Raw genomic sequence first — 21,882 nt, forward strand, 5'->3', positions numbered from 1 at the left:
CGAGAGTGGCCTTGCCCGGGAGGTTGCCGCTGGTCAGGTTGAAGCTCATGCCGTCGCTCCAGGGGCCATAACCGTTATCATTGTATGTCCTTATCCACCAGGTTCCGCTGCCGGCTCTTAAAGTCACCGAAGGCCTGATAGAGCATGTACCGCTCCCGGAACTGCAGTTGACTGCAGAGGCGCTGTACCACTGGTTAATGCGGTTGCCGGATGAATCTGTGACCCACAGATGATACCAGGTGGCATTACTCACGGCATTCCAGGTATATGTGGGCTGACTGTTGCTGATGCTCCCGCTGGGAGATACGAGAGTGGCCTTGCCCGGGAGGCCGCCATTGCCTGTCAGGCTGGTTACAGCCTGATCCAGTCTGATCCTGGGTTTGCTCCTGTTGTTTGCTCCAGAACGTGTATCAGTTATAGACTTTCCCGTACTTTTTAAAGCGTCCAGAATTTCATCTACACTAGCATTGTTTTTGGCTTCCTTCATAACCGCCCAGGCTCCAGCAACGTGAGGTGCAGCCATGGATGTGCCTGTCATGGTTCCGAAGCCTCCTCCCTCAAGAGAGGAGTTTATACTGGTGCCAGGCGCCAGAAGATCCAGAAAGTCTGCGCTGTTGGAAGAATTTGCAACAGAGTCCTGTTTGGTAGTGTTGCCCACGCTGACAGTGCTGGAAATGCAGGACGGTGCATTGGTGGAATCAGTAAAACCATCATTGCCGCTTGCAACAATTGTGGCAATCCCGGAGTTCTTGAGGCTGTCTACTGCCTCTTTCCTTGAATCCGAGTCGCATGCGCTGTAATACCTGCCGCCCCCGAGACTCATATTGGCAGAAGCAATGTTGAAACTGTTACGCAGTGCATATACTCTCTCTAATCCATTGATCTGATCTGAAACATAAGTCCTGGCGCATGGGGATGAATTGTTAGAGTCCGCGCATGGTGTGTTTTGAGCGTCATCGGTAAACTTGCTGAATACCTGAATAGATATAATGTTTGCATCTTTGGCTGTTCCAGTGAAATTCTGGCCTTTGCCTGCCGCAATGCCTGCCACATGGGTTCCATGTCCGCATCCAGCTATGGAAGAAGAATCACAGTCAAGCCCTGAGTTATTGGCAGTGGTTGATGTTGCACCTCCAGGGCAAAGCGTGGTTGCATTTTGAGAGGGCACATTGGAGGAGTAGCACGCCTCTGATACAACCTTGCCACTTAGAAAAGAATGGTTTTTATCAACTCCGGTATCCAGAACTGCAATAACCTGTCCCTGCCCGGTATAACCCTCAAAGCTCCAGGAACTGTCGCCTCCGATCAGGGGAATGCTGTCCGCAAGAAGCGGTGCATAATGCTTGTCTTCATAAATCTCCAGGACATCAGGGTGCGTAAGAAGTGCCTCAAACTCATCAGGCTTCACCTGCATGGCCACAGCAGGAGTGATGTTGAATCTTTTCACAGAATCAAGAAACTCTGCCCTGGAAGATAAGTTGGATATATCGTCAACAACCTTGGACTGAACAGCATCCAGTCTGTCTCTTTGTGCTGCAGCCTGATCCATGCTCAGGATTGATTCCGGGAGCATTTGTTTATTCAACCTTACTATCACCGGAATACTGCCTTTCTCTGCTGCCTGAGACATAATATGCTGATGCCTCTCAGCAGCAGCATCAAAGCCATGGCTGGCTCCAAACACCTCCATCACAGCCTGTTTAAGCCATACGTCACTGTCAGAAATATCTTGCGCTACTGCCCTTTGATGGCAGAAAAGTACAAGAGCTGCTCCTATGATAAAAATCAAATTGAACATCCAAAAAATCTTTTGCTTGTCAGCTTTAAATTTCTGCATATTGCCCCCCTCAGGATAAAAATTATATGACTCCCCCTCCACTACAGAGGGTTTTACCTGTCCAAATAAATGATCTTTTCTCACAAAAACTTTTCCTGATTTCATCTTAAGAAGCTCCTCACCCGGGCGGCCAGGGACCGAACATGTGAGTAACTTTGAGACTCTGTCACTTTTTGGGAAATTGGGACAGTCCCAGCGAGGTACTGTAAAAAAGATTGCTGACCTCTGACTTCTTTCCTTCCGTGCCCTTCCATGTATTCCGTGGGCTAATCTTCTATGTTCAATTCTTAATAATCCACAACAGGTTCAAGAATAAAAAACATGCCCCTTATTTCCAGCACAATTCTCCTGTCATCCAGCCTGAGAAATTCAGAAAAGCCTTCCATGCCGCAGTTTGTTCTGACAATTGTAGCCTTTTGTTCTTCAAGTCCAATATATCCAGGCCCAAACCCGTGCTTTTCGCCCAGATATTCCTCCAGGCTTCCTGTCTGCCTGTCAAAATCAACACCCTCGCATTTCTGACCGGCAAATATAATCTTCTTTTCATCCATATCCAGAGGCATAAAAAGCATATCCCGGGCCTCAGTCTCATCCATATCCGGCGCCTTGCCGGGAGCGTAGGCCGTAACGCTCCAAAGCGACCGCATGCTGTCCGGTTCAGCCGGTTCCGGTTTGACAATTCCTTTTTCTCCCATGGCCATCACCATCCCTTGGTCTTTGTGCATCCCGGCAGTATTTCCCAGGATTATCCCCAGAAAGAGCAAGACTGCTGCTGAAATCATGTAATTGCTTATCTTCATAAAAACCTCGGTCTGTTCTCTGCTGGCGAATTCCAGCCAATGAAAAAAGGCAGCGACTTAAGTACTTCTTTCTCTTCACCATGCTCTCCATGGTGATAAAATATTAAAAAAAACCTCCACCCGGGCGCACCCGACACCCAACCGATGAAAAAACAAGAAAGTTTTAACCACCCTGGTAAAACACCCCGGAGGGGACCCCGGTTTCACTGAGCAGGCAAAGACACAAAGATCACAAAGTTTAAGGCTGCCTTTTCATTTGTCACGCAAAGCGCGTGACAAATGAAAAAAACTATCCTGTCTTCCTTGGCGGCCTTTGCGCCTTTGCGTGAGAATATATTTTTGGACTGCGGGAGTCTCCCGGGTTATTCAATTACAGTAATTAACGTATCATCCTTCTTTAGAGTGAACCTTAAACGCTCAATATGAGTGGCTTCTTTAGATGATGAAGTAGCAGGTGTAGTAAAATACCAGGTTGCTGATGGTTCGCTGAATCCATATTCATTTCTGGCTTGAATCCACCATTTGTACTTTGTATTTGGCTCCAGTAAAAACGGTTCATGGTAGGTTTCTTCTGTATAGTTAAGCATGTGCGAACCGCTTTCATCATCTTCAGAAATAAAAACTGCATACTCCTCAGCTCCGGCAACACTGCTCCACTCCAGCCTTACCGGCCATGAATGGACCTTTGAGCCATCAGCAGGGCTGGTCAATCTTGGAGAAGAAGGCAGTATACCTCCAGTGGATGTGGTAAAAGACCATGATTCTGAGTATGGACCATACTCCTCCTCGCCAATTTCCACTCTGGCCCTCCACCAGTAGGTTCTGTCAGGATCAAGGTTTAAAGCAAAGCGAAATTCATCTTCACCGGATATTTTGCTTGTATATAACGAGGTCACCATTCTTTCAAACTCCCGGTCTTCAGCCAACTCCAGGATCAGCCATTCCCCGGAAGAAGCATCATCCGTGTACCACCTGAACAGAGGGGCAATAGAATCTAATCGGCTGCCATTCTCCGGACTGAGCAGTACAGGAGCAGAAGTATCCCCGGTCCCCACTCTGAAATCAAGACCATCGCTCCATGGCCCAAAGCCCGCGTCATTGTAAGTACGCACCCACCAGGAACCACTGCCTGAAGCAAGAGTTACAGATGGTTTAAGAGAGCAGTTGCCCCCGGCTGTGCAATTGGCATCTTCAGATGTATACCAGCGGTTTATCCTGTTGCCGGTGGAATCATTTGCCCAGAGATGATAGTAAGTGGCATCACTCACTGTTCTCCAGGTATACGTCGGCTGACTGGTGCTGATGGTCCCCTTGGGAGATATCTGGGTTGCCTTGCCTGGAGGGCTTTCACCGGTGTCCACTCTGAAATCAAGACCATTGCTCCACAGACCGTAACCAGCACTGTTCCAGGTCCGTACCCACCAGGAACCACTGCCTGCAGCCAGAGTAACAGATGGTTTGACAGAGCAGTTGCCCCCGGCTGTGCAATTGGCATCTTCAGATGTATACCAGCGGTTTATCCTGTTGCCGGTGGAATCATTTGCCCAGAGATGATAGTAAGCGGCATCGCTTACTGTTCTCCAGGTATACGTCGGCTGACTGGTACTTATAGTCCCCTTGGGAGATATCTGGGTTGCCTTGCCTGGAGGGCTTTCACCGGTGTCCACTCTGAAATCAAGACCATTGCTCCATGGCCCAAAGCCCGCGTCATTGTAAGTACGCACCCACCAGGAACCACTGCCTGAAGCAAGAGTTACAGATGGTTTAAGAGAGCAGTTGCCCCCGGCTGTGCAATTGGCATCTTCAGATGTATACCAGCGGTTTATCCTGTTGCCGGTGGAATCATTTGCCCAGAGATGATAGTAAGTGGCATCACTCACTGTTCTCCAGGCATACGTCGGCTGACTGGTGCTGATGGTCCCGCTGGGAGATATCTGGGTTGCCTTGCCCGGCTTTTGATCTTTACCTGTGTTCCAGCCCATGTCTTTAAGGATTCCCATGGTAACCGGTCCGGGATTATGGTTACCGTCTCCAGCAGAAGCTGCGTAAACCATCAACCTGTTTTCAGTACCTCGAAAAGTATCATAGTCAAGATGTGAATAACTGGATCCGCTGCTCCAGGCTGCTGGAGCATACATCATTACCCTTTGACCTCCATTTGCCGACATGGCGTGGCTTCCATGCCACCACAGATTGCCGGATGTTACCAGATCAGCCAGGCCAGCTGAAGGATTGGGATAAACACTGGTATCTGTGAGCCTTTTGCCATTGCCGTCGCGCATAAATGTATCGTATATCCTAGGATTATCTGTACCAAATCCCCATCCGGCTGTTCCATCCTGGGAAGAATAGGAAACAGAACCGGTAAAGCCCAGTCCATGAGCAATCTCATGAAGCATGATTGTCACAAAATCATGCTCATAACTGGGTGGATTACCATCAGTCCCCAGATACCAGTCAAAATTGCTGTTCATGGCGATATGCATATCATGCTCGGAAGGGGCCAGATCAGTACCTGCCATGGAGTTAGCCAGTGCTCCGACATACCATGTATCCGGCTTCGGAGCGCCGGAAAAATTCCTGTGTCTGGGCTGGCCTCCCGCATAACCCAGAGTATCACCTTCATCTCTGAACCAGCAGGCCCTGATGGTGATGGGCACGTCTGAACTGATAAGTGTCCCCCATATTTCAGCAGCCCTGTCCAGGGCGGTTCTGGCATTATCTGGAAAATCATAGCAAGGTTCACCCCATAAATCTTCTTCTCCTTCAGCTAGATAGGTTATCTGAAAGCTGGCCATTGCTGATAATTCAATTGAAGATTTTTCCCGAGCAGGGATGCTGATCCTCACACGGTCAGGATTAGGATCAGCTATCAATGCAACCGGCTTTCCTGCATTGTAAAGCGTATTGCCATCCGCTGACATGATAACCGGCAGGTCCACAGACATGGCTCTGGGTTCTCCCAGGCACGGTCCGGGCAGCAGGACAGCCGCAATAAATGCGAGGCTGAAGAATGCATATAACAACACGGAAACTCTAGTCTGTTCAATGATCTTTTTCATGATTTACCCTCTGGAAATAAGTGAATACTCTACATACACCAGGCAACGCTTTTTTAAAAAATAGTAACAATCTGGACAGTCAAAAGTTCTTGTGCAACCCCTTGGATTTATTGCCATTTTACAAGCTTTAAATATCCAGACGTTTTCGAAGTCTAACCATTTGAAATCATAATGTTTTTTTCTTCAACTAATAACAATTAACTGATAACTTTTAACTCTCAAGTAACAATGCAGCATTTTTCTAACGCGGGCTGTGCCCGCAACCCAAAGAAGAAGATTGCTGAACCACGAAGGCACAAAGGAAGAAAACACAAAGGGTTATTCAGTTTTTCATTTGCCGGGTAGGCGGCAAATGAAAAGCCGGTCTTTTTGAAAACCGTTACCCGGTTTTCAAAAAAATACCCTCCTTATTGTCTTAAACTCTGTGCCCTTTGCCTGCCCGGTTGAATTGCTCGAAGAGCAAGCCCGAAGGGCATTCAACCGGGGTGTCTTTGCGGTTCAAATTGTCTTGTTTTTTGTGACAGGATTTCAAAGGTATATCTAAGGAAGCCGGCTTTCTACTGTACCAAGGTTATGCAACATTCCTGCCTCATCTAAAAAATACAAAATATTATCAAAAATTCCTACACCGACCTCCAGACCTGAATACCACCTGAAATACACCCCATCGCTGTATACAGACTGCTGCGGCGCAGGAAACAATATCTCAGCAGCCTGCCTTTCAAGCCAGTCGAACAGCATATCAGCATTTCTGAAATAAGTGGGAAGCCAGGATTCTGCGGCCCCAAGGTCTTGCAATGTGCCTCTTTCATCCAGAAAGTACAGTAAATCATCTAAAGTTCCAATGACAACATCTGTTTCTGGATACCATCGGTAGTAAACACCGTCTGCATAAAGTGTCGGTTGTAAATCTGGCTGTAGGATATCCGGCCATTTTTTTTCCATCCAGTCAAAAAGCATGTTGGTTCTTTGCAATTCTGGCTGAAAAATCATAACCTCACAACTATTAATGCCTGTTCGCCAGGCACTGTCAGAGTACCCCTCTTTTATAGCCTTTACCCGGTAGTAATAGGTCCCTCCAGGCTAGTCCTTTATGCTAAAGGACATATCCGGTCCTCTATAAACAGTTTCTAAGCCCTCGGTAAAACTGTCGTTGACTGCCTCCTGGAGCACAAAAGTAACCCCTCCGGTCGTGGAGCTGCCCCATTCTATAATGTAGTCTCCGCTATCACTTGACCGAGGGATATGAATAAATGCCGGAGCGCCCAAAACCGTGAGGTCTGACTCTTCATAAGAGCCCATGGCTCTGTACCCCTCAACCGTCCTTGGCATTCCTCGCTGATCATAATCGGGTGCATTGTTCCAGCTCTTACTTCCGGCAGCTTGAGGAATAGCATAGGCTGGGCTGCTGGATGGGATTGCATGAGTCCTTGTAAAACCTTTATTTTCCTCAAGGGGTTCCAAAAAGGCATTATCCCAGCTTTCTCCATTGCCTGTACCGGATGAAGTGACGTGGAGGACTCCCGCATAAGCTGGAATGGTCAATAAGATAATGATTAACGCAGAAAAAATAATTGAAGTACGGTGTATACCTGGCATATAATTCTCCATATGACTAAAAAACTTTGAATTCAGGCGCTTAGTGAAAATTTCAAACAAACATGCTGGTTGTTTCGGCAATTGCAAGTGGAGCCGGCATCCTGCTGGCTGTTTTTAAAAAAGCCTGCTGAAAGCAGAAGTTTTTTTTAAGCTATTCAGGTCAGACAAAGGATCTTGAGAGTTAAAAGTTATCAGTTAATTGTTATTAGTTTAAGAAAAAAACATTATGATTTCAAATGGTTAGACTTCGAAAAAGTCTGGATATTTAAAGCTTGTAAAATGGCAATAAATCCAAGGGTTTGCACAAGAACTTTTGATTGTCCAGAAAGGATATAGAAGCTGAAAATATGTGTATAAGCTGCTCTTCTCTGCGCTCTCTGCTTGCCCCGTTAAACAGCTCGCCGCGAGCTCCCGAAGGGGTTTAACTGGGGCGCCTCTGTGGTGATAAATCTCTTTTTTTGGGTTGCGGGTACAGCCCGCGTTAGTGCTGCACGAGTTAATATCCCAGATACTCGAGCCACTCCTCTACCGTAAACCAGCTGTAAAATAAACCTCTATAAAAATAATATACAACACCATCAAAAACAACCAGGGCGATGCCTGCTTCCGGATACTCCTGGTAAATCATCAGATGTGCATATCCGTCATAGGTTTTAAGTCCAGTGCCCGCGGCAAACCATTCCGGATAAAGACGTTCGATTCCTGAGAAGACTCGTTCTGCTTTATCTATATCCACAATAATGGCTAACCACTCTTCAACAGTGTACCAGCGATAATATTGGCCTTGATAAAGATAATATACAACACCATCAAAAACAACCAGGGCGATGCCTGCTTCCGGATACTCCTGGTAAATCATCAGATGTTCATATTCGTCATAGGTTTTAAGCCCACTACCCGCATAAAACAAATCAGGGTATAGACGTTCGATTGTGGAAAATATTTTCACTGCTTTTTCCATAATAGGGGATTCTTCTTTTGATTCTCCGCTAACAAAGCTTCCCCCATAAGCATATTGACTCATCCCATGCTCGTTAACAGCCGCAACCGACCACTCAAATTCAGTACCATCATCAGGGAAATATGAGCATGTATGAGAAGTGCCAATAATATCATCTTCAAAACAAAATTGCATGTATATATCAGGCCGAAAAACATTAAGTATATAATGTGTAGCTCCGGGAGAAGGTTCCCACTCAAAAGTTATGCTTGTGCCTGAAACATAACTGCCGTCAGCAGGATAAAGCGGTCTCGGCTCAGTTGGAACTGTTGGCTCGGTAGCTGCTTCATGGTTGGTAAAACAAAGCTCATCAGAATAATCACTCCAGCCTGCCTCATTACCCGCACTCACTCTCCAGCAGTATATTTCACCGTCATCAGAAAAGTAAGAAACACTATGCCTGGTTGTCTTTCCAACAAAACGGCTAAAATGTACCGTGCCATCACTTTGCCTGACTACATTCAGACTATAATTTTCAGCACCATCTGCAGATTCCCATCTGAAAACAATAGAAGTACCTGCGACAAAAGCTCCATCAGCAGGAAACAGCAGTTCAGGTATCGGGGGAGGTGAAGTCTGAGCTGACTGTGAAGAAGTTGAATATGCCAGGTTATCTCTTGAGACATCTTCCACAGGCATTTCAAAAAAATTTTTTACTGCCTCCTTACCCCAAAATGAACTCAGACTCGAAGCCTGTACGGGAAAAGCAATACAAATTGAAAGCAAAAAAAACAGAACAACCGAAACATGCTTAAATTTTAACATTGTTAAACCTCCTTGTCTAAACAGTCAAAAAATTCTTTCGTTAACAGATATATAAGTTTTATTTAAGAATCAATACATTTTTCAGGCCAGACCATATATATACAAATATATTGACCTTGCGGGCTCTGTTCTTCAATATGGAGGCGGCTTCCAAACGCCTGTCCCCTGCCCCCTGTCCCCTGTCCCCTGTCCCCTGCCCCCTGTCCCCTGTCCCCTGCCCCCTGTCCCCTGTCCCCTGCCCCCTGTCCCCTGTCCCCTGCCCCCTGTCCCCTGTATTCCGTGGGCAAATCTTCTTTTCTTAAAAAAAATTCACTTGCACCTCGCCCAACTCCCGGATAATCTAAACCCAATGCAATCCATTCCCTTCAACAAACCTTTCATCGCCGGCAAGGAGCTTTACTACATTGCCCAGGCAGTACTCTCTCACAGCCGTATCTCAGGCGATGGACCTTTCACAAAAAAATGCCAGGACTGGCTTGAGCAAACTCTGGGCACACCCAAGGCCCTGCTTACACATTCCTGCACTGCAGCCTTAGAGATGAGTGCTCTGCTCTGTGATATCCAACCTGGTGATGAAGTTATCATGCCTTCCTTCACTTTTGTGTCCACAGCCAACGCCTTTGTCCTCCGCGGAGGGGTGCCGGTATTTGTCGACATCAGGCCCGACACTCTAAATATGGATGAAACTCTAATCACCCAGGCCCTTACTTCCAGAACCAAAGCCATTGTTCCTGTCCATTATGCTGGATCTGCGTGTGAAATGGACACAATAATGGATATAGCCAGAAACCATAATCTCCGGGTCATAGAGGATGCAGCGCAAGGCCTTCTTTCAACACATCAGAACAAATATCTTGGCACCGTAGGTGATTTGGGCTGCCTGAGCTTTCACGAGACTAAAAATATCATCAGCGGTGAAGGAGGGGCCCTGATCATCAATGATCCAGAACTTATAGAGCGGGCTGAAATGATCTGGGAAAAGGGGACCAACAGGAAAAAATTCTTCAGGGGCGAGGTGGACAAATATACCTGGGTTGACATTGGGTCATCCTATCTTCCCAGCGACATAACCGCGGCCTTTTTGTACGCCCAGCTTGAAATGGCTGAAAAAATAATTTCAGTTAGACGAAAACTTCTTAAGATGTACATGCAAAATCTCCAGCCCCTGGCTGAACATGGACTGATCCGACTGCCCAGCCAATCTCTGCAGTCATGCTGTAATGGTCATATCATGTACATAATTGTCAGGTCATTGAAGGAAAGGACAGATCTTATCAACCGCCTCAACCAGAAATGCATTAAAGCTGTATTCCACTATGTTCCACTGCACTCATCTTTCATGGGAACCAAAGTCTGTCGGATTGCCGGGTCCATGGACAATACTGAGGCCCTGAGCGATAGAGTTCTGCGACTGCCCATGTTTTATGAAATGACTTTTAAACAGGTTTCATGCGTAACAGATGCTATTGCTGAGTTTTACCGTTGCTTCTAAGTAACTTCAAAAAAACTGGACCCCGAATCAAGTTCGGGGTGACGGTTAAAGCAAAGTGAAGCTCATTATCGTCATTCCGGCGAAAGCCGGAATCCAGTTTCTTTTCAATAAGATAAAAGACTCGATGCCGGATCATGTCCGGCATGACGTGGGGAACTTTTGACTGTCCAGTTACCTACCTAACACAACCGCCGTCATGGCTAAATTAAACCAAATTATGTTCAAACTTAACCATCTAAACTCACTACCTGCTAAAAAAAAATTCTCTGCAAATCATGACTCTTCATTCTCAAATGCAAAAATGCAAATAAATTAAATTATTTTCATTAAAACATTATTTTTTCCTTGATTTTTGACAAATCATTGAATAATGATCACATCAAAGGTCATTAACTTACTCACAAATGAATGCTTGACATGTTAATACATGATTGCTTATAAATGATTTTTAATGCCTCAGGACCCAAACATCAACTGTTACTGAAGTGAACCCTGCTAAAGAGCTGGACAGGATAATGGAATGAAATTTGTATAGACTTATATTTTAGAAAATTTCTCAACCAGTGGGCACGGATCATAATATATATATGGTTAAATAATGAGAAACATGGTTTAAGTCTTATCAACTAAAGAAAAGATTTAAATCGAAAATTTATTTTTAAACAGCACGTAAGGAGGAAGAAGATTATGGCAATTACTTTTAATGAGATCACAGCAGAAATGACCACTTTTGGTGAGCTCATCGAAGTCCCGGAAGGTGCAGAATGGGTAAGGCTGTGGACTGGCGAAAGTGAAGAATTGGCTACAGGCTCATATGTGGACACTGGAGAGTTCGGTGTTCGTGGTTACGCCGGCTGGGTTAAGGTTGAGGATCTCGAAAACCTCAAATTTGACTTTGCTCAAGCTAACGACAAACTGATTTATGCTCAGACATGGAGTGAAGCGGATGGACCTGGGGACTGGGTAAAGGGTGAAGTTGACTTTTCTGTAGCAACCGAAAACTTCAGAACAGAAACCATCACAGAAGACACACCGCTGAATGAGATGTTCACAGCAGAAAACACTGATGACGAAGCTTACTTTAACGTATTCATTGGAAAGAAAGAAGATGATGAGTGGGTAGGTCGCTGGATAACTGAGTCTGAATACGGCCAGGGCTGGATATCCAAAGATCAGCTTAAAGACTTCAATTTCACAGTAGAAGATGCCGAGAACGACTACAGCCTGTATGTGCAGACCTGGTCAAAGGGTTACACCTATGGCTGGGAGAACTGGGAAGTAGAAGCTGACGTTACACCCACCTACACTCTCGCTGAAGCTGTAGTCCTCAAACTGGCTGAAGAGCTTCCAGAAGTATATAATATTGATACTGAAGAAAAATTCGTCGCAGATGATATTACCGTTGAAACTGCAGGCGAATCTTATCCTCTTGTTGTGGAAATACTTGAAGATGCCCAGAATGCTGATGAACTCGATATTGAAGAATTGTTCGAGTGGAGCATAGCCGACACAGCAGCTAATATTATTGCTGCAGCTGAAGAAGTAACAGTGACTGGCGCTGAATCTGTAGGTCTTGCTGAAGATGAAGTTGCAAGTGTAGAGCAAGCTACAGCGCTGCTTGACCTGGAAAACTTTGACGGCGAATACGATCTCATGGATTCTTTTGAAACTCTTTGGGAAAATGTCGAAGAAGAAGTTGTCGAAAACGCTAACAGCTACAGCCTGTCTGATGAAGAAGGAACCAATTTTGGTACTCTTTCACAGGATCAGGTTAACTTCATTCGTGAAGCAGAAAACTATGAAGATGACAAGTGGACTTGGGGTGTTCAGGGTAATGAGATAACCCTCACTACTGATAATGATGTGGTTGGACCAGAGGCTGAAGAAGGCTTCCAGACCACTGCTGATGATGACACGATTATCGGCGTTGTATCCAACCAGTTGGCTGAGCGCACCTTGAATGCAGGTGATCAGATTGATGGTGGTGAAGGTGAAGATACACTTTCACTTACAGTCAAGGGTGACTTCACTGGCTTTACCGGTGACGGCTTCCTGAAGAACGTTCAGACAGTTGAGCTTGAAAATACAAGTGCGATAGCCAGATCGTTCAGCGCAAAAGGTACTGAAGATATCGAAACTTTCGTAATTACCGCCGGTAAAGGCATGAATCTTAAAGGTCTTTCAGAAACAGGTCTGACCGTAAAGCTGGAACAGGCCAGTGGTGCATTCAAAGCTGAATTTGCTTCCAAGGTTACTGATGGCACAGACGACAAGATGGGCCTGGTACTAAACGGTGTTGGTACTGCCAAGACTACTACTGCCGCAGCTGAGTACGTAGATATTACCATGGCCGGGATTGAAGAACTCGATGTAAAATCCCTTGGCGATGGAAACTATGTTGACCTGTCAGGTGTAGACGCTGCAGAAACAATTGTTGTATCTGGTGCAGGAAACCTGGATATTAATGAAGTGGGCACAGCAGTTAAAAATTTTGATGCTTCTGATGCAACAGGTGATGTTACAGCAGACTTGTCAGATTCCAATGCTGCTATAGCTACTCTTAAGGGTGGAGCAGGTGACGATACGCTTACCATTAAAAACCTTGCAACTACAGCAGTAGTAGATGGTGGAGAAGGATATGACACTTTGGTGTTTGATGAAATATCAGGTACTCTCCAGCCAACTATATCCAACTTTCAGCATCTGTATTTTGATGGCTTGGGTGGAAAATTCACTCTTGCCGGAAAAAACGTCGAGGGTGTAGAAAAAATTACTGCAGATGAAATTGGCACAAACAATCTTCTCCTTGCCCAGATGACTACAGAAGACCTGGAGCTCGTACTGCTGGACGAAGGGACAAGTTCAGATGCAGGAAACGTTACTTATGACGGACTTGGAACCTTGGGTATCTCAGCCGAGGCTGCTGCAGATACAGTCAAAGATAAAGATCAGGATGTAATTAATTTTGGTGTAACCGCCTCCAAGGTAACTTCACTTACAATGGATGTTGGACAGTTTGTTAAGTATTCTGGAGACATTTCAGCAGCAAAGGCTGAAGCTTTCACATTGAATGTAGCTTCCGGCATGGACGGCACTAATCAGATGACTGAGTTTAATGGTAAAGCTACAGTAAACAGCGCACTTGAACTTACAGTAAATTCTGAGGGTACTCTTGGCGGAAGTGCTGCAATTATTGCCAACAAAGCAGTCAGCGCAAATATTACTGCTAATGGCGATGACACCCTTGATCTTAGCGCCAGCGAACTTCTGGAGCTCAATCTGACCAACACAGAAGATTTTAGCCTTATTACAACAGGCAATCTTGACAAGGTAACTAATCTTACTGTTGAAACAAGTGGTGTTTTCGATTCATCTGCTGCCTTCAAGGCTTTGGAAACAGGCACATTCAGTGGTGCTGGTTCAGTTGACCTTACTAAAGGTGCTGCAATCGCTGAAGATTCAGGTGCACTTAACCTGGACGCATCCGGTTTGCTAGGTGATTTCACAGTAGAAGTTGCAGATTGGGACGGAGATTCAACAGCATCCGTAGTTGTTATAGGAACTGACTTTGGCGTTAATAGCATTACTGTAGGAAATGGTCGCAAAGTAGAAGCTACTGGTGGAGTACAGGCAGATACTTTTAACATTCAAGCTGGTAACGGCAGTGTGCTTACAGGCGGAGATGGTAACGATAACTTCCAGTTTACTGCAATCAACACCGACCTTAATCAAGTCGCTTCATTGGATACTGCTTTGATTGACACTATTACTGACCTTAATAGTGGCGACACAATTGCAGTCGATGGCACAGTTGCTCTTGGTAGTGGTGATGCCCATGAAACTGGATGGTTTGATGACGGTACAGTATTTGCTCAAGTTGGAGAAAATGGACGTGTTCTTGGCTTCTTTGATGCAAGTGATGGAGATAAAGATGCAGTCACATTCACCAATCTGGAAGAAGCCCTCAAGTTCCTTGATGCAATTGCTAATGAAGATGAGGGCTTAATCTTTGCGCATGAAGGCTCAACTTACCTATTCGTTGCAGATGGTACACAAGGCAACCTCTTTGATGACTCACTTACCGCTGACCAGTCAGAAGACTTCTTCGTCGAACTCCAGGGTATATCTTCTGCAGAAGAAGCTGCCACGATAGTCTTTGGTTAATCTACACATAATCTAACCGACCTTAAACAAAAACCCGGTCCGCAAGGGCCGGGTTTTTTTCAATTAAATTTCATGCCTTTCAAGACAAAAGATAAACTTACCACCCGAGTTGACCAACTTCTTGGCCGTATCCGCACAGGTGACCAGTCAGCTGAAGCTGATCTGGAAAAACTGGCCGCTAAAAAACCAAAACACCCTGTAATTCTTAATGCCCTGGGCTGCTTGTCTCTGGAACGGGGCAAGGGTGATGACGCCCTGGATTACCTGCAAAAAGCACTCAAGTCCGGATACAAAAAAGTCAGAGAAGTAAAGCGCAACCTGATCATAGCCTCAGCCATGATCGGTGATCAGGAAGGTGTTAAAAAATACTGGCATGAAAACCAGGGTTTAGTGGAGCCCATACAGTCTGCCCTTAGAGCAGCAAAAATTTTCAAGCATTACGAGACAATGCGTTTATGTCTGGACCTGTGGGAGGAAATGACTCCTGATGATCCCAAGCTGATCCTGAATCAGGCGGCTCTGGCTTTTGTCATGTATGACGAAAAAAATGCAAAAGACATCCTGGAACGCCTCCCTGAACCGGAATCAGACGACTTTGCACTGAATATCCTGGCTACAGAACTTCTTGTGCAAGCCAAACTGCCCTTAGCAACTGCTTACTTCCAGAAAGCCTATGACACACTGGATAAGTCCAAACCCAATGACGTCCAGCGCATGGCTTCATCAGCCACCAACCTCAAGCAATGGGACGCAGCCTCGAAGCTTCTGGAAGAGCTGGTCCAAGACTTTCCTCACCTGGCAGAAAGCAAGCTCTTTACCCGGCTTGATATCTACCAGCAAAGCTGCCAATGGGAAAAAGTGGAAGAACTCGTTCCTAAGTACATAGATGCTGTAGAACAAGGGCGCTATAAACCCTCCAGCCTCTTCAGGGCACTTTCATTCCCGGGACTTAGCGATAAAGAACATCTGATGCTTGCTAAGGCGTATATTTCCAGATTTGAGCCCTCCAAAGAAGATGTCCCTTCCAGCGTTTTTGAACGCCCTCCCAGGGCTGGACGAAAGCTTAGAATTGGCTACCTTACTGCTGACTTTAAAAATCACCCTGTCACCCAGTTACTTGTGGAAACCATAGAGCTCCATGACCGAGACCGCTTTGAAGTATTAGCCTATGACATAACACCCAGCGGAGCAGAAGGCTTCTGGAGAGACCGTATACTTTCTGCTTTTGATCAAGTGGTTCCTGCCAGAGCCATGAAAGACGAAGAGCTTGCAGCTAAAATCAGAGAAGACAAAATCGATGTCCTTATAGATCTTCAGGGCGACACCTCTTTTTCCCGCTGCTGGATACTGCGGCACAGACTGGCCCCTGTCCAGGCCGGATGGCTTGGCTTTCCCGGAACAACCGGGGGCATATCCGATTATATCATTGCAGATCCGCATATTATTCCAGAAGAAGCATTTCCATATTATGCTGAAAAAGTGGTTCAGCTCCCTGATACCTATATTCCAAATGACGCCCAGCGCACCCCAATGCCTCCACCTCCCAGGTTTCTGGAAAATCTGCCGGAAGACGCTCTGGTCTTTGCCTGCTTTAACCAGCACTATAAAATCACCCGGGAGATGTTTGAGGCCTGGTGCACAATAATGAACCAGGTTCCCGGCAGTTTACTCTGGCTTCGTGATGGGGAAAGCTCCATCAAGAAACGCCTCTGTCAGGAAGCCCAAAATAGAGGCATAGCCCCGGAAAGGCTCATATTTGCAGCCAGAAAACCCCAGCACTCAGAACATCTGGCCAGACTGCAGTGTGCTGATATTTCATTAGATACCAGACCATATAACTCACACACAATTTGTGTAGATTCATTATATGCCGGAGTGCCCCTGGTCACCCTGCCCGGCAACTCATTCGCATCAAGAGTCGCCAAAGGTATTCTGCATGTATCCGGTCTTCCCGAACTGGTAGCTGACGACATTGATAAATTCATATCCATAGCCCTTGATCTGGCCAACAACCAGGAGAGACGAAAAAATCTGCGCCAAAAACTGATTCAGGCCCGCCAGAGCTCGCCTCTTTTTGACTCAAGGCGCTTTGCTGCTAATCTGGAAGCTGCATTTGAAGCTATGTATGAGCGTTTTGAACAGGGACTGGCTCCGGATCACATAAGGGTGCAGTCCAACGGACAGGTTCGGGAAACCACAAGTGGTACTAAACCGTCTCTGCACGTTCTTCTGGAACAGGGCGAATACTGGCTGAATCAGGAAAAGTTAAGTAAAGCCCTGCCTCTTTACACCGATGCTCTGGAACTTGACCCTCAGAACCCAAGAGCCATGCAGGGACTGGGTATAATTTACGGCCTGGCAGGCCAATATGACAAATCACTGCCCCTGCTGGAGAAATCTGTAGAGCTGGACCCGAACAAAGAGTGGTATGCTGACAATCTGGAAAAGATGAAAGAAAAAGCCGGCCAGAACTCGGTCCAGAGACTTTCTGAGCTGATTAACCAGGGAGCCGTCTTCCACAAACAGAAGAATTACGACCAGGCTATAGCCTGCTATGAACAGGTCCTTAACACCTCACCATCTCATCCTGTTGCCTTGCATTACAAAGGGCTGGCCATGATAAAAAATGGAGATGGTGATGAAGGTCTGAAGCTGCTTCGCAGATCTATTGAGATCCAGCCCCATAACCAGGTTTTTCTGGACAATTACCGGAAAGCGAGCCGGATTATTGAGCAGCCCATAGAGTTTTAGGGATGTCTCAGGATGTAGAAAAAATTATCAGCTATTATCAGCAGGGCAAATTTGCTGAAGCAGGCAATCTTGCCCTTGACTATACCCGCTCTTTCCCGGGCCATGTTTTTGGATGGAAGGCACTGGGCACAATTTCGGTCCAGATGAACAGGGGAGCGCAGGCAATACCCTGCCTGCAACAGGCATTAAAGATCACTCCCAGGGATGAGGAGCTGCATAACGCTCTGGGCAGGGCCTTGCACATGCTTGGTAATACCACCAGGGCCATATCCAGTCTGGAGCAAGCTTTAAGTCTAAAGCCGGATTACACCCAGGCCATGAATAATCTGGGTATGGCCTTAAGTGATTCCGGACAGCTGGAAGAAAGCATTGGCTGGTATAAAAAAGCTCTGGGTTTAAAACCAGACTACGCAGAAGCCTGGCTCAATCTGGGCAATGTGCACCAGAAACAGGAAAATAAATCCGAAGCACTCAGGTGCTATCAACAGGCATTAAAACTCAGGCCAGATTTTGCCCAGGCCTATAATAATCAGGGCAACATACTTAGAGACATGGGCCAGGACCAGGAAGCGCTTGAGTCTTACCACAAAGCCCTGAACATAGCTCCTGATTATGCTGATGCCCTGAGCAACCTCGGTAATCTGCTGCGCAAGCTGGGCAAACATGAGCAGGCCTTAAGCGTCTTTAACAAGGCACTTAAATCAAACCCCGGGCTGGCTCAAGGGTACTGCAACCGGGGCAACCTGTTCAAGGATATGCAGCAGCCAGAAGCTGCACTTAAAGATTATAACCAGGCCCTTGAACTAAACCCTGAACTGGCTGACGGGTATTTTAACCGAGGCGCTTTACTGGTCCAGCTGGGATTTCTGGATCAGGCTCTAAATGACTTTGAAAAGACCCTGGCCATCAACCCGGGTAATATAAAAGCTTTTGATATTTTGCTTTTTTTCCTGAACTGCCATCCAGATATGTCTACTCAGGATGTTTTTGCCAGACACAGAGAATACGGACAAAGCCTGACTTCAGCTTACGCACCACGCAAGTATTTGAGCAAGGCAGGCCAAAAACTTCGTATAGGCTATGTTTCAGCGGACTTTAATCTCCATTCGGTAGCCTGGTTTATCAGACCGGTACTGGATAATCATGATCCGGAAAAGTTTGAGATCTTTTGTTATTACAACTCAGATAAAGAGGATCAGATTACCAGAGAAATCCAGTCCATGAATCTCACCTGGAGAAACATCCACAGACTCAGCCATGACCAGACAATGCAGCAGGTATTACAGGATAAAATTGACATTCTAATAGATCTTTCCGGGCATACTTACGGCAACAGGCTGCCTCTTTTTGCAAAAAGAGCAGCTCCTGTGCAGGTAACATATCTGGGCTACCCCAATACCACCGGCCTTCAATCCATGGACTGGAGAATTGTGGATGCAGTCACAGATCCTCCCGGAATGACCGAAAGATACAATACAGAACAGCTGTACCGTCTTCCGGGCTGCTTTTTGTGTTATCGCCCGGGAAATGATGTTCCTGAGGCAGGCTCTTTGCCTTTACACAACAACGGATTTGTAACCTTTGGTTCTTTTAATGATCTGGTCAAAATATCCAAAGATACCATAGCTCTCTGGGCTCAGGTCTTAAATGCTGTGCCTGGTTCAAAATTTATACTCAAAGGCAGATACTTAAACGACCCGTATGCTCTCAATATATGGCAAAAGCGTTTTTCTAAGGCTGGGATTGATTTGGACAGGGTGAATTTCGTACCCAGTGGCGGTGATACCAAGGAACATCTTAGCTGGTACAATCGGGTGGATATAGCTCTGGATACCTATCCCTACCATGGCACGACCACAACCTGTGAGGCCCTGTATATGGGTGTGCCTGTGATAACCATGACTGGAGACAGGCATGTATCAAGAGTTGGAACAAGTATTTTGAACTCCTTGAATCTGGGAGAACTTACTGCCGGTTCTGAACAGTTATATATTGAGAAGGCCCGGAGGCTGGCAGCTGATCAAGTCAGACTTTCTGAACTGCACACCAGCCTTCGTGGTCTTATGAAGCAGGATGAAAAAAAATTCGTCCTGGGTCTTGAACAAGCCTACATGCATATGTGGGAAAGCTAACAATAAAGGATAAATACCATGCAAAAACTTATCCCGGTCAATCCGGAAACAATGGCTGGCAAAAGCTGGAAGCGTTACGAAACATATTTTTATGCTCAAAATACTCCTGTCCTGCCCCTGGTAGGTTCTGAGCTTTTTAAAGCTGTACATGCCATGCCTATAGCTCTGATGAAACAAAATGATAAATTTGTACCGGCTGCGGTACTTGGTGTTGAGCCTGGTAAAAGCCTTTTTGTTAATGATCTTGGACAGTGGCGGGGTTCTTACGTCCCTTCTGCGCTTCGGGGGTATCCGTTTCGCCTGGTTTCGGGCGAAGAAAAGGATAAACTGATCCTGTGTATATTTGAAGACAGCGGACTGATCACTGATGGGCCTGACGGCGAACCATTTTTTGATGACCAGGCACAGCCCGCTCCGGAACTGCAGAAAATCATGGACTTTCTTAAAACCATTGAGGTTAGCAGAAGAGCTACTGAGACTGCTTGCAAAACCCTGGAAGAGCTGGATCTGATTGTACCCTGGTCTGCCCGGTCTGAAGATATGGAGGTCAAGGGTATATTTAAAATTGATGAAGAAAAGATGAATGCCTTGCCAGATCAGGACTATCTGAAGCTGCGTCAAAACGGAGCAATACTTATTGCCTATTGTCAGCTTCTTTCCGAGCAGCACATAGACAAGCTTTTTGAGTTCGCCAGGGAAGGTCAGCAGTCTGAAGATGATTTCAGCTTTCTGCATGAGGTAAAGTTTCAATAAGTCATGAACATTCCTGCTCTGTACAAAAAACCGGTAGCCGTTTCTCTGCAAGCGCATAAGGACAAAGCCTGGCTTCAACCATCGACCTTGTCCTTTGCCTCTAATTTGCAGGCAGTGCCTGTGTTTTCAGCTGAAGCATTTGCAGCTGCCGGTTCGCTTCCTCTGGCTGTAGTGAATAATTGTCTTGTAGCTTTGACCTCCTTTGCACGGGGTAAAAATTGTTACCTGACAGAAGAAGGAAAAGCCAGAGACAGCTTTGCACCAGCTTTACTCAAGTGTTATCCGTTTGCCAGGCTTGTGGCTAAGGGCAGCAAACAACCTGTACTCTGCGTTGATGAAGATCATGTGGTTGAACCGGATACTTCTGGCGCAATGCCCTTTTTTGATAACAACGGTCATCTTTCAGGCAGGGTGAAAGCTGTCATGCAGGTTCTGGAGCAGCTGCACCATAACAGAAAGCTTTGTATTCAGGCCTGTGTACTATTGAAAGAACATGGTCTGCTTGAGCCCTTTACCATTAACCCTGGGAAAAACCAGCAGGTTATCAAGGGCTTTTTTCAGGTAAATCATCAGCTGCTGTCCCAGATTGATCCGGAAAAGCTTGGAATTCTCAGAGATGCCCTGGCTCTGGATATAGCTTATGCCCAGATAGCATCCATGTATCAGATTCCCAAACTGCTAAAGTACACCCAGGAAGGCTTAGAACAGGAGCAGGAATTTGAATTCGACAGCAATGATGTTCTGAGCTTTGACAATATTTGAAAAGCTGAAAGCAATAGCGATAAGCCCCAAGGTGAAAGCTGGAAGTAAGAAAATCTTAAAGCTTAAAGGTCCAAGCTGAAAGGAAGAAAAAGAAGCTAGAAGCTCAAAGGACCAAGCTGAAAGGAAGAAAAAGAAAATAGAAGCTTAAAGGTCCAAGCTGGAAGCAAGAAGAAGAGAGGGTAAAGAGAGATGCGGTTTGGATATGAGGATCTGCAGGTCTGGGAACGAGCGGTTCAGTTTGCTGTAACCGTAATTGATGTAATTGATGATCTGCAGTGCGACAGGAAACATTTTCGGCTGATTGAACAGATTGAGTCCAGCGCAACCTCTGTATCTGCCAATATTGCAGAGGGAAAGGGGCGAAGATCCCAGAAGGAATTCATCCAATTCTGCTACATTTCCAGGGGCTCATTATATGAAACCATGACATTTCTGGAAATATTCCACCATAAAGGCTGGATAAATACAGATACTTACAAAAAACTAAGATCTGAAGCTTACGAAATTGCTTCAATGCTCAAAGGACTGATAAATTCATTAAATTAGAAGAAGCTGAAAGGAAGAAAAAGAAGCTATAAGCTCAAAGGACCAAGCTCAAAGGAAGAAAAAGAAAATAGAAGCTTAAAGGGTCAAGTTGAAAGGTTATAGGCTTTTATCTTTTTTCTTGCTTTCAGCTTTAAGCTTGGGGCTTTCAGCTTCTTACTTCTTACTTCTTGCTTTCAGCTTTAAACTTTGAGCTAATATGCTTTCAGCTTTAAGCTTGGG

The 21,882-nt window shown here is 45.8% G+C and carries 13 protein-coding genes; 7 read left to right on the forward strand and 6 right to left on the reverse strand.

The features are described from left to right. The 6 genes from LZ23_RS07305 to LZ23_RS07330 all read right to left on the reverse strand — a co-directional run. On the reverse strand, window positions 1–1,837 hold a 1,837-nt coding region (locus LZ23_RS07305), incomplete at its 3' end, for a S8 family peptidase (RefSeq protein ID WP_198145929.1). A gap of 287 nt (window positions 1,838–2,124) precedes the next feature. Then, window positions 2,125–2,637 (reverse strand): hypothetical protein, encoded by a 513-nt coding sequence (locus LZ23_RS07310; protein ID WP_045212885.1) that lies wholly within the window; start codon window positions 2,635–2,637, stop codon window positions 2,125–2,127. 362 nt (window positions 2,638–2,999) lie between these two features. After that, window positions 3,000–5,699 (reverse strand): fibronectin type III domain-containing protein, encoded by a 2,700-nt coding sequence (locus tag LZ23_RS07315; RefSeq protein ID WP_045212887.1) that lies wholly within the window; start codon window positions 5,697–5,699, stop codon window positions 3,000–3,002. A 540-nt stretch (window positions 5,700–6,239) separates the two neighbouring features. Further along, window positions 6,240–6,692, reverse strand: a complete 453-nt coding sequence (locus LZ23_RS07320; protein ID WP_045212888.1) for a hypothetical protein — start codon at window positions 6,690–6,692, stop codon at window positions 6,240–6,242. Window positions 6,693–6,782: 90 nt separating this feature from the next. Beyond that, window positions 6,783–7,298 (reverse strand): choice-of-anchor Q domain-containing protein, encoded by a 516-nt coding sequence (locus LZ23_RS07325; protein WP_045212889.1) that lies wholly within the window; start codon window positions 7,296–7,298, stop codon window positions 6,783–6,785. A gap of 496 nt (window positions 7,299–7,794) precedes the next feature. Next, window positions 7,795–9,063 (reverse strand): fibronectin type III domain-containing protein, encoded by a 1,269-nt coding sequence (locus LZ23_RS07330; RefSeq protein ID WP_045212890.1) that lies wholly within the window; start codon window positions 9,061–9,063, stop codon window positions 7,795–7,797. A gap of 349 nt (window positions 9,064–9,412) precedes the next feature. On the opposite strand from LZ23_RS07330, the gene rffA reads away from it, so the two are divergent. From rffA to LZ23_RS07370, 7 genes are all read left to right on the forward strand, one after another. Next, window positions 9,413–10,555, forward strand: a complete 1,143-nt coding sequence (gene rffA / locus LZ23_RS07340) for a dTDP-4-amino-4,6-dideoxygalactose transaminase (protein WP_045212894.1) — start codon at window positions 9,413–9,415, stop codon at window positions 10,553–10,555. Window positions 10,556–11,242: 687 nt separating this feature from the next. Further along, the gene (locus LZ23_RS07345; RefSeq protein ID WP_045212895.1) at window positions 11,243–14,719 is read left to right on the forward strand and encodes a hypothetical protein; all 3,477 of its coding nucleotides are present in this window, start codon (window positions 11,243–11,245) and stop codon (window positions 14,717–14,719) included. A 72-nt stretch (window positions 14,720–14,791) separates the two neighbouring features. Next, entirely contained in the window at window positions 14,792–17,470 is a 2,679-nt protein-coding gene (locus tag LZ23_RS22420) for an O-linked N-acetylglucosamine transferase family protein (protein ID WP_052507193.1), read from the forward strand. Between the two features lie 2 nt (window positions 17,471–17,472). After that, window positions 17,473–19,602, forward strand: a complete 2,130-nt coding sequence (locus LZ23_RS07355; protein WP_052507196.1) for a tetratricopeptide repeat protein — start codon at window positions 17,473–17,475, stop codon at window positions 19,600–19,602. An 18-nt stretch (window positions 19,603–19,620) separates the two neighbouring features. Beyond that, complete coding sequence (locus LZ23_RS07360) at window positions 19,621–20,355, forward strand: SapC family protein (protein ID WP_052507197.1); 735 nt, start codon at window positions 19,621–19,623, stop codon at window positions 20,353–20,355. 3 nt (window positions 20,356–20,358) lie between these two features. After that, window positions 20,359–21,117 (forward strand): SapC family protein, encoded by a 759-nt coding sequence (locus LZ23_RS07365; RefSeq protein WP_045212897.1) that lies wholly within the window; start codon window positions 20,359–20,361, stop codon window positions 21,115–21,117. A gap of 189 nt (window positions 21,118–21,306) precedes the next feature. Beyond that, window positions 21,307–21,663 (forward strand): four helix bundle protein, encoded by a 357-nt coding sequence (locus LZ23_RS07370; protein WP_045212899.1) that lies wholly within the window; start codon window positions 21,307–21,309, stop codon window positions 21,661–21,663. The last annotated feature ends 219 nt before the right edge of the window (window positions 21,664–21,882 follow it).

This window comes from Desulfonatronovibrio magnus (assembly GCF_000934755.1).
Taxonomy (GTDB): domain Bacteria; phylum Desulfobacterota; class Desulfovibrionia; order Desulfovibrionales; family Desulfonatronovibrionaceae; genus Desulfonatronovibrio; species Desulfonatronovibrio magnus.

Excerpts from the sequence above, each read along its gene's own strand:
- LZ23_RS07330 (WP_045212890.1), bottom strand. The coding sequence starts at position 9,063 with ATGTTAAAATTTAAGCATGTTTCGGTTGTTCTGTTTTTTTTGCTTTCA.
- LZ23_RS07365 (WP_045212897.1), top strand. The coding sequence starts at position 20,359 with ATGAACATTCCTGCTCTGTACAAAAAACCGGTAGCCGTTTCTCTGCAA.
- LZ23_RS07355 (WP_052507196.1), top strand. The coding sequence starts at position 17,473 with ATGTCTCAGGATGTAGAAAAAATTATCAGCTATTATCAGCAGGGCAAA.
- LZ23_RS07310 (WP_045212885.1), bottom strand. The coding sequence starts at position 2,637 with ATGAAGATAAGCAATTACATGATTTCAGCAGCAGTCTTGCTCTTTCTG.
- LZ23_RS07325 (WP_045212889.1), bottom strand. The coding sequence starts at position 7,298 with ATGCCAGGTATACACCGTACTTCAATTATTTTTTCTGCGTTAATCATT.
- LZ23_RS07320 (WP_045212888.1), bottom strand. The coding sequence starts at position 6,692 with ATGATTTTTCAGCCAGAATTGCAAAGAACCAACATGCTTTTTGACTGG.
- LZ23_RS07370 (WP_045212899.1), top strand. The coding sequence starts at position 21,307 with ATGCGGTTTGGATATGAGGATCTGCAGGTCTGGGAACGAGCGGTTCAG.
- rffA (WP_045212894.1), top strand. The coding sequence starts at position 9,413 with ATGCAATCCATTCCCTTCAACAAACCTTTCATCGCCGGCAAGGAGCTT.
- LZ23_RS07360 (WP_052507197.1), top strand. The coding sequence starts at position 19,621 with ATGCAAAAACTTATCCCGGTCAATCCGGAAACAATGGCTGGCAAAAGC.
- LZ23_RS07345 (WP_045212895.1), top strand. The coding sequence starts at position 11,243 with ATGGCAATTACTTTTAATGAGATCACAGCAGAAATGACCACTTTTGGT.
- LZ23_RS07315 (WP_045212887.1), bottom strand. The coding sequence starts at position 5,699 with ATGAAAAAGATCATTGAACAGACTAGAGTTTCCGTGTTGTTATATGCA.
- LZ23_RS22420 (WP_052507193.1), top strand. The coding sequence starts at position 14,792 with ATGCCTTTCAAGACAAAAGATAAACTTACCACCCGAGTTGACCAACTT.